Annotated in this window: 14 protein-coding genes; 9 read left to right on the top strand and 5 right to left on the bottom strand. The window is 72.3% G+C overall.

The features are described 5' to 3' along the window. Positions 1 to 380: 380 nt before the first annotated feature. The 4 genes from AB8735_RS04390 (at position 381) to AB8735_RS04375 (ending at position 5,199) form a co-directional block, all read left to right on the top strand. Positions 381 to 1,469, top strand: a complete 1,089-nt coding sequence (locus AB8735_RS04390; RefSeq protein WP_372405488.1) for a polyprenyl synthetase family protein — start codon at positions 381 to 383, stop codon at positions 1,467 to 1,469. Then, positions 1,466 to 2,386 (top strand): hypothetical protein, encoded by a 921-nt coding sequence (locus AB8735_RS04385; protein ID WP_344027240.1) that lies wholly within the window; start codon positions 1,466 to 1,468, stop codon positions 2,384 to 2,386. Before AB8735_RS04390 ends, AB8735_RS04385 begins: the two co-directional genes overlap by 4 nt. Before the next feature lie 13 nt (positions 2,387 to 2,399). Continuing rightward, positions 2,400 to 3,770 carry a cytochrome P450 gene (locus tag AB8735_RS04380; RefSeq protein ID WP_372405486.1) on the top strand — a complete coding sequence of 457 codons (1,371 nt, stop codon included), beginning with the start codon at positions 2,400 to 2,402 and terminating at the stop codon, positions 3,768 to 3,770. 70 nt (positions 3,771 to 3,840) lie between these two features. Next, positions 3,841 to 5,199, top strand: a complete 1,359-nt coding sequence (locus tag AB8735_RS04375; protein WP_372405484.1) for a cytochrome P450 — start codon at positions 3,841 to 3,843, stop codon at positions 5,197 to 5,199. Between the two features lie 57 nt (positions 5,200 to 5,256). On the opposite strand, the gene AB8735_RS04370 is transcribed toward AB8735_RS04375, so the two are convergent. Next, the gene (locus AB8735_RS04370; protein ID WP_372405482.1) at positions 5,257 to 6,444 is read right to left on the bottom strand and encodes a cytochrome P450; all 1,188 of its coding nucleotides are present in this window, start codon (positions 6,442 to 6,444) and stop codon (positions 5,257 to 5,259) included. Between the two features lie 166 nt (positions 6,445 to 6,610). On the opposite strand from AB8735_RS04370, the gene AB8735_RS04365 reads away from it, so the two are divergent. From AB8735_RS04365 to AB8735_RS04345, 5 genes are all read left to right on the top strand, one after another. Continuing rightward, positions 6,611 to 7,279, top strand: coding sequence for a TetR/AcrR family transcriptional regulator (locus AB8735_RS04365; protein WP_372405480.1), 669 nt, complete (start codon positions 6,611 to 6,613; stop codon positions 7,277 to 7,279). A gap of 300 nt (positions 7,280 to 7,579) precedes the next feature. Next, on the top strand, positions 7,580 to 8,392 hold the full coding sequence (locus AB8735_RS04360; RefSeq protein ID WP_344027230.1) for an SDR family NAD(P)-dependent oxidoreductase: 813 nt from the start codon (positions 7,580 to 7,582) through the stop codon (positions 8,390 to 8,392). Positions 8,393 to 8,423: 31 nt separating this feature from the next. Next, complete coding sequence (locus AB8735_RS04355) at positions 8,424 to 8,504, top strand: 50S ribosomal protein bL37 (protein ID WP_372411773.1); 81 nt, start codon at positions 8,424 to 8,426, stop codon at positions 8,502 to 8,504. Between the two features lie 26 nt (positions 8,505 to 8,530). After that, positions 8,531 to 9,313: a GNAT family N-acetyltransferase gene (locus AB8735_RS04350; RefSeq protein WP_372405479.1), complete on the top strand. Its 783-nt coding sequence runs from the start codon at positions 8,531 to 8,533 to the stop codon at positions 9,311 to 9,313. Between the two features lie 282 nt (positions 9,314 to 9,595). Next, positions 9,596 to 10,333 (top strand): DUF4118 domain-containing protein, encoded by a 738-nt coding sequence (locus tag AB8735_RS04345; RefSeq protein WP_372405478.1) that lies wholly within the window; start codon positions 9,596 to 9,598, stop codon positions 10,331 to 10,333. A 3-nt stretch (positions 10,334 to 10,336) separates the two neighbouring features. Here the strand turns inward: AB8735_RS04345 and kdpC are convergent, their stop codons facing one another. The 4 genes from kdpC to kdpF are packed head-to-tail and all read right to left on the bottom strand — an operon-like array spanning position 10,337 to position 14,822. Further along, positions 10,337 to 10,942: a potassium-transporting ATPase subunit KdpC gene (gene kdpC, locus AB8735_RS04340; protein ID WP_372411772.1), complete on the bottom strand. Its 606-nt coding sequence runs from the start codon at positions 10,940 to 10,942 to the stop codon at positions 10,337 to 10,339. Positions 10,943 to 10,984: 42 nt separating this feature from the next. Continuing rightward, a complete protein-coding gene (gene kdpB, locus AB8735_RS04335; protein WP_372405477.1) occupies positions 10,985 to 13,069 on the bottom strand; it encodes a potassium-transporting ATPase subunit KdpB in 2,085 nt (694 codons plus the stop codon). Beyond that, a complete protein-coding gene (gene kdpA, locus AB8735_RS04330; RefSeq protein WP_372405475.1) occupies positions 13,069 to 14,733 on the bottom strand; it encodes a potassium-transporting ATPase subunit KdpA in 1,665 nt (554 codons plus the stop codon). The genes kdpB and kdpA overlap by 1 nt, the downstream gene beginning before the upstream one ends. Continuing rightward, on the bottom strand, positions 14,733 to 14,822 hold the full coding sequence (kdpF, locus tag AB8735_RS04325; RefSeq protein ID WP_199895710.1) for a K(+)-transporting ATPase subunit F: 90 nt from the start codon (positions 14,820 to 14,822) through the stop codon (positions 14,733 to 14,735). Before kdpF ends, kdpA begins: the two co-directional genes overlap by 1 nt. Positions 14,823 to 15,425 lie beyond the last annotated feature (603 nt).

The raw sequence follows: 15,425 nt of genomic DNA, 5'->3' as shown, positions 1-15,425 counted from the left end.
GTCAGGTTGGGGTTATGGTGGCGGCGCGACGGCGAGCCCGGTCGGTCGTTGTGCGGTACGGCATTCGGATGCCGGGCCGCGCGTTTCCCGGGCCGTCGGTGTCAACTTGACGTTCTTGACCCGCTTTTCATTGCGTCCCGGTTGCCGGGTGTGCGTAGCTGTTGGTCCGGGGAGTGCGCGGTCGTGGTCCGAACGACCGCACTTCCCACGGGACTTGTGCGGTGCCCCGAATTCGCCCGCTTTCGCATGGCGGGGATTCTGTGAGCACGGTCACGGCAGGGTTTGGTTTTCCTCCCCAGCGGCGAGGGAAATGCCGACGACTCCCATACATCAGGCAATCGGCGCAGTTCGTCAGTCAAACACGGGGAGAAACCAGTCCTATGGCTCCATCCATCGTTGTCCGGGACGTGTTGGACAGGGAGGCCGTCCGCCGCTCGGTGGACACCGCGCTCGCGGACTTCCTGGCGGCCAAGGCCCGCACCGCCACCTCCCAGCCGCAGCTGGGCTATCTGTCCGGACTGCTCCAGGACTTCATGGCCGGCGGCAAGCGCATCCGCCCGCTGCTGTGCGCGACCGGCTGGTACGCCGTCGGCGGGGGCGAGGACCCCCGGTCCGTGTTCCAGGTCGCCGCCTGCCTGGAGATGTTCCACGCCTTCGCGCTGATCCACGACGACGTCATGGACAACAGCGACACCCGGCGCGGCCGGCCCACCGTCCACCGCACCCTGGCCGAGCACAGCGCCGGACGCCGGGGGGAGGAGGAGCTCGAGCGGTTCGCCCACAGCGCCGCGGTCCTCCTCGGCGACCTCGCGCTCACCTGGTCCGACGAGCTGCTCCACGAGGCCGGGCTCACCCCGGTCCAACTGGGCGCCGTGCTGCCGCTGCTGAACGAGATGCGCACCGAGCTGATGGTGGGTCAGTTCCTCGACCTGGACGCCACCGGCGGACTGACGGACGACATCGAGGCCACCCTCAACGTCAACCGGTACAAGACCGCGAAATACACCATCGAACGCCCCCTCCACATCGGCGCCGCCATCGCGGGCGCCGGAGCGGACGCCATGGCGGCGTTCACCGCCTTCGCCCTGCCGCTGGGAGAGGCGTTCCAGCTCCGCGACGACCTCCTCGGGATCTACGGCGATCCGGGGACGACCGGCAAGTCCCGGCTGGACGACCTGCGGGCGGGCAAGAACACCACGCTGACCGCCCTCGCCCTGCGCGGCGCCGACGCCGCCCAGACCGCGCGGCTGCGCAGCTCGCTCGGCAACCCCCTCCTGGACGAGCGGGGTGCCGCCGATGTCCGGGAGATCTTCGAGGCCACCGGCGCCCGCGCGACCGTCGAGCGGATGATCGACGAGCGCCACCGGCAGGCCCTGGCGGCCCTGGAGGACTCGCCGTTCCCGTTCGCCCCGGACGCCCTCGCCGCCCTGGAAGAGATCGCCCACCTGGCCACTGTGAGGAACTCGTGATCACCACCGACACCACCATGCCGCGGGAGATCGCCGACCGGGGCGTGCGGCGCCACTGGGAGCGGAGCACCCGCCGGTTCGCGGAGGCCTTCGACAAGCACATCGGCTACCAGCCGCAGTTCGTGCCGATGACCGACGCCGAGCTGCGGGAGGTCATCGACGCGTGCAACACGGCGGTGGCACCCCTCGGCAAGCAGGTCTCGGACGAGCGCTGGGTGTCCTATATGGACGTCGTCCGCTGGTCGCAGAGCGCCCCCAACATCCGGGACATGGAGGCGTTCAAGGCCGTCTGCATCCTCAACTGCATCACCTTCGTGTGGGACGACATGGACCCGTCGCTGCACGACTTCGACCTGTTCCTGCCCGAAGTGCGCAAGGTGTGCGAGAGGTACTACCGCGGCGAGGACGTCTGGTTCGCGTACGAGGCCGCCCGGGCCTTCGTCACCAGCGACCACATGTTCCGCGGCTCGCCCATCAAGGAGGTGCTCTGCTCCACCTCCCCCGAGCAGTACTTCCGGTTCCGCGTCACGGACGTCGGCGTCGATTTCTGGATGAAGATGTCCTACCCCATCTACGCCGACCCGCAGTTCACCGAGCACGCCAAGACGGGGCTCGCCGCCCGGATGACCACCCGCGGCCTCGCCATCGTCAACGACTTCTACTCCTACGACCGCGAGCTGTCCCTGGGCCAGATCACCAACTGCTTCCGGCTCTGCGACGTCTCGGACGACGCCGAGTTCGACGCCTTCTTCCAGGCCCGCCTGGACGACATCGTCGAGGACATGGAGGTCATCAAGTCCTTCGACGACGTCACCCGGCCGGTGCTGCTGGACCTCATCCACGGCAACTTCGTCTGGACCACGTCCAACAAGCGCTACAAGGCCGCGGTCAACGACGTCAACTCGCGGATCCAGTGAGGAACCAGACCCCGTGACCCCGGCCAAAACCTCGAAATCCCCGGAAAAAACCGACCGTTCCTGGACCAGTGGCATCGCGCCGGGCGCGCTCCCGCTGGCCGGGCACGCCCTCGAACTCTGGCGCCGCCCCCTGGAGTTCCTCGCGGACCTGCCCTCCCGCGGCGACGTCGTCGAACTCCGGCTCGGCCCCAAGCCGGCCTACCTCGCCTGCCATCCCGAGCTCGTCCGGCACGTCCTGCTCAATCCGCGCACCTTCGACAAGGGCGGCGTCTTCGACAAGGCCCGCCAGCTGCTGGGCAACAGCCTCTCGGTCTCCCGCGGCGAGGAGCACCGCTACCAGCGGCGGCTCATCCAGCCGGCGTTCCACTCCACGAAGATCGCCGAGTACACGGCGGCGGTCGGCGAGGACACCCGGGCCGTGATCGGCTCCTGGCGGGCCGGCCAGACCCGGGACATCAGCGACACCATGCACGCCCTGCTGATGCGCGTGGCCGCCCGCACCCTGTTCTCCGCGGGTGTCGACGCGGCGACGATCGAGGAGGCGCGGCACTGCCTGCGGATCGTCTCGCACGGCATCCAGAAGCGCACCGTCGCCCCGCTGGGGATCATGCAGAAGCTCCCCACCCCGGACAACAAGCGCTACGACCGGGCCAACGTCCGGCTGCGGCAGATCGTCGCCGACATGGTCCGCCGGCGCCAGGGGTCCGCCGAGGACCACGGCGACCTGCTCTCCACCCTGCTGCGGGCCGAACACCCGGAGACGGGGCGGCGTCTGAGCCCCCGAGAGGTGCTCGACCAGGTCGTCACCTTCCTGGTGGCCGGCAGCGAGACCACGGCGTCCACCCTCGCGTTCGTCTTCCACTTCCTGGGCCGCCACCCCGAGGTGGAGCGCCGGGTGCACGCCGAGATCGACGCGGTGCTCGACGGCCGCGTGCCCGTCTTCGAGGACCTGCCCCGGCTGGAGTACACCCGCGCCGTCATCACCGAGTCGCTGCGGATGTACCCGCCGTCGTGGATGTCGATGCGGGTCGCGGCGGTGGACACCGAACTCGGCGGACGGCGCGTCCCGTCCGGCACGATGGTCCTCTACAGCGCCTACGCGCTCCACCACAACCCCGAACTGTTCCCCGACCCCGAGCGGTTCGACCCGGAGCGCTGGCTCCCCGACCGCGTCAAGGACGTGCCGCGCGGGGCCCTGCTCCCGTTCGGCGCGGGCAGTCACAAGTGCATCGGCGACGTCCTCGCCCTCGCCGAGACCGCCCTCGTCGTCGCCACGATCGCCGGCCGGTGGCGGCTGCGTCCCGTCCCCGGCTCCCGGCTGCGGCCGGAGCCCAAGGCGACGCTGGAACCCGGCCCGCTGCCCATGGTGTGCGAGGCACGCTGACGGTGTCCGGACGGCGGGCCGCGGGCCCGCCGTCCGGCCCATTTCTCTTCCGAGCGAAGGACATTCACCTATGAGGACCGCGTCCCGAACCGACGGGCGCCCCTGGCGGGTCGCCGCCGCGCCCGGCGGGCTCCCGCTGATCGGCCACGCCCTCCAAATGGGGCGCAGGCCACTGGAGTTCGTCGCCTCGCTGCCCGCCCATGGCGACCTGGTCGAGCTGAAGATGGGCCCCAAGCCCGCCTACCTGCCCTGCCACCCCGACCTCGTCCAGCAGGTCCTGGTCAACGCACGGGTCTACGACACGGGCGGACCGGTGAAGGAGAAGGCCCGGCCGATCCTCGGCAACGGGCTGATCACCTCCGACTGGTCGGACCACCGCAGGCAACGGCGGCTGGTACAGCCCGCGTTCCACACCTCCCGCATCGCCACCTACGCCACGGTGATGGAGGAGGAGTGCGCCGCCGAGGCGCAGAACTGGGGAGCCGGGAAGACCATCGACGTCGGCAACACCATGCTGGCGCTGACCGCGCGCGTCACCGCCCGCGCCCTGTTCTCCACCGACATCGCCACCGGCGCGATCGCCGAGATCCAGCGCAGCCTGCCGGTCGTCGTGCACGGCGCCTACCGCCGGGCCATCGACCCCACGGGCCTGTTCCAGAAGCTCCCCATCGAGGCCAACCGCAGCTTCGACCGGGCCCTGACGCGGCTGCACCGCCTGATCGACCGGATCGTCGAGGACTACCGGCGCACCGGCGGCGACAAGGGCGACCTGCTGTCGGCCCTGCTCTCCGCCGAGGACCCCGAGACCGGCGGGAAGCTCGGCGACCAGGAGATCCACGACCAGGTCATGACCCTGCTCATGGCCGGCATCGAGACCACGGCGAGCGCCCTCACCTGGGCCTGGCATCTGCTGGGACGGAACCCCCGGGTGGAGGAGAAGCTGCATGCCGAGGTGGACGAGGTGCTCGGCGGCCGGGCCCCCGGATACGCCGACATCCCCCGACTCGACTACACCCGCCGGGTGTTCACCGAGACCCTGCGCCTGTACCCGCCGGCCTGGCTGTACACCCGCACCACCGCCGAGCCCACCGAGCTGGCCGGGCGGCGGCTGCCGACCGGGTCCGACATCCTCATCAGCCCCTACGTCCTGCACCACAACCCCGAACTCTTCCCCGATCCCGAGGAGTTCGACCCCGACCGGTGGCTGCCCGAGCGCTCCAAGGACACCGCGCGCGGCCACTACATGCCGTTCGGCGGCGGCAGCCGCAAGTGCATCGGGGACGTCTTCGGGATGACGGAGTCGACGCTGGCCCTGGCCGCCCTCGCGTCCCGCTGGCGGCTGCGGCCGGTCCCGGGCCGGACCGTGCGCCCGCAGGCCCATATGAGCCTGAGCGCCGGACCGCTGCCGATGGTGCCGCGCCCGCGCTGAACTGCCTTGTGGTGAAGGGGCGGACGGCCACCGGCCGTCCGCCCCTTCGTCATGCCGTCAGAACGTGACCGGCAGGTGGTGCAGGCCGCGCAGCATCAGGCTGGGCCGCCAGGTGAGTCCGGCCGGGTCGGTGTCCAGCGCGAGGTCCGGCAGGCGCTCCAGGAGGGTGCGGAAGGCGATGCCGCCCTCCAGGCGGGCCAGCGGGGCGCCGAGGCAGTGGTGGACGCCGTGCCCGAAGGCCAGGTGGCCCTTGGTGTCGCGGTGGATGTCGAAGCGGTCCGGGTCCGGGAAGTGCGCGCCGTCGCGGGAGGCCGAGGCCAGGACGACGGCCACCGACTCCCCGGCGGGAATGAGGGTGCCGCCGATCTCCACGGGCTCCTTGGTGAAGCGGAACGCGGCCGTCTCCACGGCGCCGTCGAAGCGCAGCATCTCCTCGACGGCGTTCTCCAGCAGCGACCAGTCGGCGCGCAGCGCGGCGAGCTGCTCCGGGTTCCGCAGCAGGGCGAGGGTGCCGCTGGAGATGAGGTTGGCGGCGGTCTCGTAGCCGGCGACGAGGAGGAGGAACGCCATGCCGAGCATCTCCTCGGCCGAGAGCGAGTCGCCGTCGTCGTCCATGGCCCGCACCAGCGCGCTCAGCAGGTCGTCGCCCGGCTCGGTGCGCTTGGCCTCGATGAGTTCGGCCAGGTAGCCGGTCATCGCCATGACGGCCGCCCCGGCGGCCTCGGGGCGGGTGACGTCGCTGCTCTCCAGGTACCAGTCGTGGAACGCCTTGCGGTCCCGGGCGGGGACGCCGAGCAGCTCGCAGATGACGGCCAGCGGCAGCTGGAGGGCGTAGGCCTCGACGAGGTCGGCGCGGCCCGACGGCAGCATGGCGTCGACGAGTTCGTCGGCGATCCGCTGGATGCCGGGGCGCATGGCCTCGATGCGGCGCGGGGTGAACGCCTTGGCGACGAGCTTGCGCAGCCGGGTGTGCTGGGGCGGGTCGGTCTGCACCATGTTGAGGCCGATGGCGTTGCCGCCGTCGTCCTCCCAGCCGGCCGAGTGGCGTATGTCGTTGCTCAGCCGCGGGTCCGCGAGGGCGGCCCGGGCCTCCTCGCGGCCGACGACGATCCAGAACTCGCCGTTCGCGTCGGTCCGCACGCGGTGCACGGGGCCCTGTGCGCGCATCCGCGCGTAGACGGGGTAGGGGTCGGAGACGAAGGGCGTGCCGAGTGCCGAGAGGTCCTCGACGGGAGACGCAGTCATGGCGGTAGTCCCTAGCTCGAATGACGGGACCGGAAGGCGGTCCCGTCCAACAACGGTTTCGTCCAACAGAGAGGTGCAGGGGCGGAATCGGGGACCACTCCCCACAACGCATGATCACCTTAACACGAACCGGGGATGACTCCCCGTTTCCTGTAGAGTGCGGTCCATGAGCGGCAACGAGGACAGGCGCCCACCCCTGCGCCGGGACGCCCGGCGCAACCGGGACATGCTGCTCGCGGCCGCCCGCGCGGTCTACGCGGAGCAAGGGGTCGACGCCCCGCTCGACGACATCGCCCGCCGCGCCGGCGTCGGCAACGCCACCCTCTACCGGCACTTCGCCGGCCGCGCCGCCCTCGTCGAGGCCGTCTTCAGCGACTCCCTCACGGCCGTCCTGGAGGCCGGCGAGGAGGCCCGGCGCAACGCCGACGCCTGGGCCGGCCTGACCGGTTACCTGGAGCACATCTTCGAACTCCTCGCCTCCGACCGGGGCGCCGGCGACCTGATGACCACCGCCATCGAGGGCGTCCCCTCCCTGGAGGCCCTCCACCCGCACAACTACGAGACGATCGACACCCTCCTGCGCCGCGCCCGCCGACAGGGCGCCGTGCGCGGCGACCTCACCACCGAGGACCTGCTGTTCCTGCTGGCCGCCCTCGGCCGCGCCGTCCCCGCGGCGGCCGCCGCCGCGCCCGGGGCCTGGCGCCGCTACCTCGCCATGTCCCTCGACGGACTGCGCGCCTCCGGCGGACGCCCGCTGCCCGCACCGCCGTTGACCCCCGAACAGTTCGGCACCGCCGTCCGCCACCTCGGCTGCCGTCCGCCCCGCGACGGCTGAGCCGCACGGTTCTCCTGGGACTTGAGGGACTCCACCGGGAATCCGGACCGTCAGGGCGGCGTCAGGGATCGGGCGTGTCGCTTGAACCCGCGCCCCCCGCTCCCTTTGATGGTCCGCGTGAACAGCCATCTGCGCCATGACGACCGGCCGCCTCATACGGCGGTGCCCGGTCCTGCGCGCTGTTCGCTCAACTCGGTGCGATAACCGCACCGTTACCTTCCCTACCTCCCCATGGCAGCACCCCGCCGGAACGCACCGGCGGGGCGCTGCCGCATCGAACCGTTCCCGGAGTGGATCATCATGTCTTCAGCCGTCTCCCCTGCCCCCAGGACCGCCCTGGTCACCGGTGCCACCTCCGGCATCGGCTGGGAGACCGCCCGGCTGCTCGCCGCGGGCGGCGACACCGTCGTCGTGCACGCGCCCGACCGGGCCTCCGGCGAGGACGCCGTCGCCCGTCTCGTGGCATCCGGCGCCGCGGCCGGTCAACTCGACCTGGCCGTCGCCGACTTCACCCGCCTCGACGAGGTCCGCGCCATGGCCGCGCACATCGCCGACCGGCACCCGGCCCTCGACGTCCTCGTCAACAACGCCGCCGTCGCCGCCCCCGAACGGCGGACCGTCACCGACGACGGCAACGAACTCGCCTTCCAGGTCAACTTCCTGGCCGCCTACCTGCTCACCCGCGAACTCGCCGGCCCGCTCGGCGCCCGCCCCGGCGGCCGCGTCGTCAACGTGTCGTCCTCCATGCACCGCACCGCGTCGATCGCCTGGAACGACCCCCAGCGCGCCAAGCGCTACTCGCGCCTCGCCGCCTACGCCCAGTCCCAGCTCGCCCTGACCGTCTTCGCCCGCGCCGAGGCCTCCTGGACCTCGGTCAGCGTCCACCCCGGCGTGTGCGACACCGCCCTGCTGCCGATGTACGCGCACGAGGGCGAGTCCGCCGCCGACGGCGCCCGGCGCGTCGTGCGGCTGTGCGACCCGGCCACCGAGCTCGTCCCCGGCGCGTACTACGACCGCACCGCGCTCTCCCCGGCCGCCCCCGTGGCGATGGAGGACCGCACCGTCCGCCGGCTGTGCAGGCTCGCCGACCAGCTGGTCGCCAAGGCCGCCTGAAACGGGCCCCGTTGACGACCAGAGAGGAGGTGTGACCGTGTCCAAGAGGGCCCGCAAGAAGAAGGCGCGCCGCAAGAAGGGCGCCAACCACGGCAAGAAACCGAACAGCTGACACAGCGTCGAGAAAGCCGGACTCCCGTGATCGAGTGGTGTGCTGCCGTCCCGGCCGCCGGGCCGTGGACGTCCTGGTTCCCCGCCGGCCGGCCCGGCCCGGGCGCGCTCGCCGAGCACGTCCGGACCACCGGCCACGGCCACTGGTGGGTCGACGATCCGGCGGCCCCCCGGGCCGCCGCCGTCACCTGTGCGCGGCACGCCGTCCTCGGCGGCGACCCGCGCACGACCGACCCCGCGGGCCTGGGCGGCCTCGCCCACCACTACGTCCTCGCGCCGGACCGCTTCCTGCCACTGCTCGGCGCCGCCTTCGAGCGGATCGTCCCCTGGGAACGGATGATCTGGATCCACCGCGAACCGGGGCGGGCCGCACGGCCCGCCCCGGGCATCCGGATCCGCCGCCTGAACGGCCTGGACGCCCCGGCCGTACGGGGCCTTGGCGACGATCTGGCCTGGATCACCGAGAGCTGGGGCGGGCCCGCCGGGGTCGCCGCGCCCGGGCGCGCCTGGGGCGCCTTCCGCGGGCCCCGGCTGCTCTCCCTCGCCTGCGTCTACTTCACGGGAAGCCGCTACGAGGACCTCGCCGCCGCCACCCGGCCCGGCGAGCGCGGCCACGGGCTGGCCGCCGCCTGCGTCACCGCCCTGTGCGCGGACGTCACCGCCCGCGGCCGCACCCCCAGCTGGACCTGCTCCCGCGACAACCACCCCAGCCGCCGGCTGGCGGCGGCGGCCGGCTTCAGACCGGAGCAGGGGTATGTGCACTACGCGGTGGGGGCCGCTGCCGTGCGCGGGCCCGTGCCGGTGCGGTGACGGGCCAGGAGGCGCCGCGCGCCCGCTGCGGCGGTCCCTCGGCCGTTCGCCCGTCGTACACCGTACGGGCGCCCACGGGGCCGTCCGGTGCTGGTGCCGTGACCTCCCGGGTGTAGAGCGGTACGAACCCGCTGTGGGACCCTTCTACCCGGTTGCGGACCCCCGGACCGCCCGGGTGGGCACCCCGGCGCGTCCGCCCCCGGCCGGCGGACCGCCCGCCCGGCTCCGGTCGGCGGGTACGCCGCCCCCGAGGCACTCTGGAATCCAGGAGGTGGTCCGGCCATGCCCGATTTCGTGCGGCGCCACCGGGACCGCATCGCGCTCGCGGCCGCGCTGCTCGCCCCGCTCGCCGTGGCGGCGGCGCTCGTACCGCTGCGCTCCACGCTCACCGGCGCGGAGGTCGCGCTCGTCCTCGTCGTGGTCGTCGTGGCGGTCGCCGCCAACGGACACCGGCCCGCCGGGGTGCTCGCCGCGGTCTCCGCCGCCGCCTGGTTCGACTTCTTCTTCACCCGCCCCTACCAGAGCTTCGCCATCGGCAAGGGCGAGGACATCCGCATCGACATCCTCCTGCTCCTCGTCGGCATCGCGGTGTCCCAACTGGCCTTCCGCGCCCGCCGCTTCCGCGTCGTCGCGATCACCGACGCCGGTCACCTCTCCCGCCTGCGGGCCACCGCCGACGTCGCGCAGGCCGCCAAGTCCGGCGACGAGGTCGTCGGCCACGTCCGCGAGCAGCTCGTCGAACTGCTGACGCTGCGCGGCTGCCGGTTCGAGTACGGCACGCTGATCGGCCATCCGCCGCGCCTTACGGCCGACGGGAGCGTGGCCGTCGGCCGCCGGGAGTGGGACGTGGACCGGCTCGGCCTGCCGGACGAGGAGATCGAGCTGCGCGCCTACGGCAACGGCCGCTATCTCGGCCGGTTCATGCTCCGGCCCACCCCCGGCGTCACCCCGCCGCTGGAGGCGCGTCTCGTCGCCGTCACCCTCGCCGACCAGGCCGGCGCGGCGCTGGGCGGCCGCTGAGCGTCACCGCAGCCGCGCCAGGTCCCGGTTCAGCGCGACGACATCGACCCGTTGCTCGCCCAGGAAGCCGAGGAAGCGGCCCTGGACGTGCGCGGCGACCAGCTCCTCGATCCGCCGTACCGGCAGGCCGCGCGCCCGGGCGACGCGCGCGGCCTGCTCGCGGGCGTAGGCGGGGGAGATGTCCGGGTCGAGCCCCGAGCCGCTCGCGGTCAGGGCGTCGACGGGGACGGAGGCCGGCGGCACGTCGTCGAACGCGGCCGCGGCGGCGCGGCGTTCCTCGACGGAGGCGATGAGCGCGGGGTTGTCGGGGCCGAGGTTGGACGCTCCGGAGGCCCTGGGGTCGTAGTCGCCCGCCGAGGGCCGGGGCTGGAACCACCTCGGGTCGGGGCGGAGCCTCTCCGCGGCGTTGCCCGGATTCCGCTTCGGCAGCGCGAAGTTCTGGCCCAGCAGCGCGGAGGCCACCGGGCGGCCGTCCTCCTCGACGAGCGACCCGTTCGCCGCGTCCCGGAAGGCGAGTTGGGCGATGCCGGTGACGGCGAGGGGATAGGCGATGCCCGTGAGGACGGTGAAGACCAGGAGCATCCGCAGGGCCGACAAGTGCCGCCGCATTGACGGCGGGAGGTGCAGCACGGTATCCGCCTCTCTCGGCCGTCAGTGCAGGCCGGGTACGAACTGGACGGCGAGGTCGATGAGTTTGATGGCGACGAACGGCAGGACGAGCCCGCCGAGTCCGTAGAGCCCGATGTTCCGGCCGAGCAGGGCCGACGCCGAGGACGGGCGGTAGCGCACGCCGCGCAGCGCCAGCGGGATCAGCACCACGATGATCAGGGCGTTGAAGACGATCGCCGAGGTCACCGCCGACGTCGGGCTGTGCAGCCGCATGACGTTGAGGCGGTCCAGGCCCGGGTAGGCGGTGGTGAACATGGCGGGGATGATCGCGAAGTATTTGGAGACGTCGTTGGCGATGGAGAAGGTCGTCAAGGCGCCCCGGGTGATGAGGAGTTGTTTGCCGATCTCGACGATCTCGATGAGCTTGGTGGGGTTGGAGTCCAGGTCCACCATGTTCCCGGCCTCCTTGGCGGCCGAGGTGCCGGTGTTCATCGCCACGCCCACGTCCGCCTGGGCCAGGGCCGGAGCGTCGTTGGTGCCGTCGCCGGTCATCGCGACGAGCTTGCCGCCGGCCTGCTCGCGCTTGATGAGCGCCATCTTGTCCTCGGGCGTGGCCTCCGCCAGGAAGTCGTCGACCCCGGCCTCCTGGGCGATGGCCTTCGCCGTCAGCGGGTTGTCACCCGTGATCATCACCGTGCGGATGCCCATGCGCCGCAGTTCGCCGAACCGTTCGCGCATGCCCTCCTTGACGACGTCCTTGAGGTGGACCACGCCCAGCACCCGGGTGCCGCGGCCGTCCTGCAGGGCGACCACGAGCGGCGTCCCGCCGCCGCGCGAGACCCGTGCGACGGTCTCGTGGACCTCCTCCGGCACGGTCCCGCCGCCGTCGGTCACCCACTGGGCGACGGCCCCGGCCGCGCCCTTGCGGATGCGCCGCCCCTCCACGTCCACCCCGCTCATCCGCGTCTGCGCGGTGAACGGCACGAACGCCGCCCGCGCCAGCTCGCCCTCGCCGCGGGCCCGCAGCGCGTGCTGCCGCTTGGCGAGGACCACCACGGACCGGCCCTCGGGCGTCTCGTCGGCGAGCGAGGAGAGCTGGGCCGCCTCGGCGAGTTCCCCGGCGCCGACCCCGGTCACGGGCAGGAACTCGGCGGCCTCCCGGCTGCCGAGCGTGATGGTGCCCGTCTTGTCGAGCAGCAGGGTGTTGACGTCCCCGGCGGCCTCGACCGCGCGCCCCGACATGGCCAGCACGTTGCGCTGGACCAGCCGGTCCATGCCCGCGATGCCGATCGCGGAGAGCAGCGCGCCGATCGTGGTCGGGATCAGCGCGACGACCAGCGCGACGAGCACGACGATGCTCTGCTCGGCGTCGGCGTAGACCGCGAACGGCTGGAGCGTGACGACCGCGACCAGGAAGACGATGGTCAGGGCCGCGAGCAGGATGTTGAGCGCGATCTCGTTGGGCGTCTTCTGCCGGGCCGCGCCCTCGACGAGGGCGATCATCCGGTCGATGAACGTCTCGCCGGGCTTGGCGGTGATGACGACGACGATGCGGTCGGAGAGCACCTTGGTGCCGCCGGTGACGGCCGAGCGGTCACCGCCCGACTCCCGGATGACCGGGGCGGATTCACCGGTGATCGCCGACTCGTCGACGCTCGCCACGCCCTCGACGACGTCCCCGTCGCCGGGGATGATCTGCCCGGCCTCCACCAGGACGTGATCGCCCGGCCGCAGCGCGGCGGCGGGCACCTCCTCCTCGCGCACGCTCCCGGTGCCGGGCCGCCAGTCGGCCAGACGGCGTGCCGTCGTCTGCGTCCGGGTCCGCCGCAGGGTGTCGGCCTGGGCCTTGCCCCGGCCCTCCGCGACCGCCTCGGCGAGGTTGGCGAAGACCACGGTCAGCCACAGCCAGGCGGTGATGACCCAGGGGAAGACGCCGGGATCCCGCACGGCAGACAGGGTGGTCAGGACCGCTCCGACCTCGACCACGAACATCACGGGCTGACGGGCCATCCGGCGCGGGTCGAGCTTGCGCAGGGCGCCGGGGAAGGAGGTGAGGAGCTGCCGGGGGTCGAGGAGGCCGGCGGCGACCCGGTGCGGCGGACGGGCGGCGGGCGCTGTGGGGGTCATCAGTGCAGTCCTTCCGCGAGCGGCCCCAGGGCCAGGGACGGGAAGTAGGTGAGGCCGACGACGAGGAGGATCACGGCCGTCAACAGGCCCACGAACTGCGGGCGGTGGGTGGGCAGGGTGCCCGCGGTCACGGGGACGGCGCGCTGCCGGGCCAGCGTCCCGGCCAGGGCGAGGACGAAGACCATGGGCAGGAAGCGGCCGAAGAGCATCGCCAGGCCGAGGGCCGTGTTGTACCAGACGGTGTCCGCCCGGAGACCGGCGAAGGCGGAGCCGTTGTTGTTGGCCGCCGAGGTGAAGGCGTAGAGGACCTCGGAGAAGCCGTGCGGGCCCGCGTTGGTCATCGCCGCCCGCTCGCCGGGCAGGGCCATGGCCAGGCCCGTTCCCACCAGGACGAGGGCGGGGGTGGTGAGGATGTAGAGCGAGGCGAACCGCATCTCGCGGCTGCCGAGCTTCTTGCCGAGGTACTCGGGCGTGCGGCCGACCATCAGGCCGGCGACGAACACGGCCACCACCGCCAGGACGAGCATGCCGTAGAGGCCGGAGCCGGTGCCGCCGGGCGCGATCTCGCCGAGCATCATGTTGAAGATCAGCAGTCCGCCGCCGAGCGGGGAGTACGAGTCGTGGGCGGAGTCGACCGCCCCGCACGAGGTGAGCGTGGTGGAGACGGCGAACAGCGCGGACGCCCAGACGCCGAGCCGCTGTTCCTTGCCCTCCATCATGCCGCCGGCCGCGTGCCCCGCCGAACTGGCGTCGCTCTGCAGCTCGTTGAGGGTGACCCCGATCACCGACACGGTCCACAGCAGGGCCATGACGGCGAGCACCGCGTAGCCCTGGCGCCGGTCGCCGACCATGGTGCCGAAGGTGCGCGGCAGCGAGACGGAGACCACCAGCAGCAGATAGATCTCCAGCAGGTTGGTGAAGGCGGTGGGATTCTCGAAGGGGTGGGCGGAGTTGGCGTTGAAGAACCCGCCGCCGTTGGTGCCGAGTTGCTTGATGGCCTCCTGCGAGGCCATCGGCCCGCCCGGGATGCTCTGGTGGCCGCCGGCGACCGTGGTGACGTCCTGGAAGCCGTGGAAGTTCTGGATCACCCCGCCCGCGGCGAGGACGAGGGCGAAGACGAACGCGAGCGGCAGCAGGACGCGGACCACGATGCGCGTGAGGTCCACCCAGAAGTTGCCGACGTGGTCCGCCCGTTCGCGGGTGAACCCCCGGATGAGCGTGGCGACGACCGCGATGCCCACCGCGGCGGAGACGAAGTTCTGCACGGCGAGCCCGGCCGTCTGCACCAGGTGGCCCATCGTCGACTCGCCCGCGTACGCCTGCCAGTTGGTGTTGGTGACGAACGAGACCGCCGTGTTGAAGGCCAGGTCCGGGGCGACCGGCTTCATACCCAGCGACAGCAGCAGATGGTCCTGCAGCCGCTGGAATCCGTACAGGAAGAGGACGGAGACGAGGGAGAAGGCCAGGACCGCGCGCAGATAGGCGGCCCAGGTCTGCTCGGTGTCCGCGCCCACCCCGCCCGCCCGGTAGACCAGCCGCTCGGCACGCAGATGGCGGGGGGCGGTCAGGCAGCGGGCGATGTGGTCGCCCAGCGGGCGGTGGGACAGGGCGAGCGCGGCCACCAGCGTGAGCACCTGCAGCCAGCCCGCGAGGGTGGCGCCCATCAGAACCTCTCCGGGAAGAGCAGGCAGTACACCAGGTACAGGACGAGGGCCACGGCCACGGCCAGCCCGACGGCGTTGTCGATGCTCACAGGCGCTCGACTCCCTTGAGGGCGTAGTGGAGGAGACCGAACGCCAGAACGGCGATGCCGATGAATGCCAGATCCGCCATGGGCGATACACCCCGTGGTGTCGGAGGAGTGGGGGGATGCGTCTCCCGGCCGGGCGGAACGGGGAGGGGGTGCCGGGGGCCGGAGACGGTGGACCGACGGGTTCGAGCCATCCGTAGCGAAGCGCCGGGACGCGGCCGTGGCGAGGCCCTTTAGCGGTCTTCTGACGCCCCGGCACGTCTTTTTGACGGCTTCTTCATTGCGTTCGATGACGTGTTCTGATCAGCGGGGGCGGACGCAGGGGCGTCGGGTCGGGCGCATGCACAGCAACCCACCGTAATGGCGGGTTTGGGCGGCGGCACCGAGGAACACGCGAGGTGGCGGGTGACGGGGAAGTGGCTCGTTCCGGTTCCCCGCCGCCCTTCCCGGCGTCGTGAGTGCCCGCCCGGGTGTTCCTAGGGCGTGTCCGATGGGGCGGCACAGGCCCTGCGACGCCTGGTACGGCACCTCGCCGCGTTGTCGCATCACCCGAGTACGTCCAGTACGCGGGTGGTGCTCCGCCTTGCGATGCACCGCACCAGACGC

The organism is Streptomyces luteireticuli, assembly GCF_041519305.1.
In the GTDB taxonomy this organism is placed as follows: Bacteria; Actinomycetota; Actinomycetes; order Streptomycetales; family Streptomycetaceae; genus Streptomyces; species Streptomyces luteireticuli.
The sequence above is the reverse complement of the archived record's forward strand: the minus strand, read 5'-3'. Positions and strand labels throughout refer to the sequence as shown.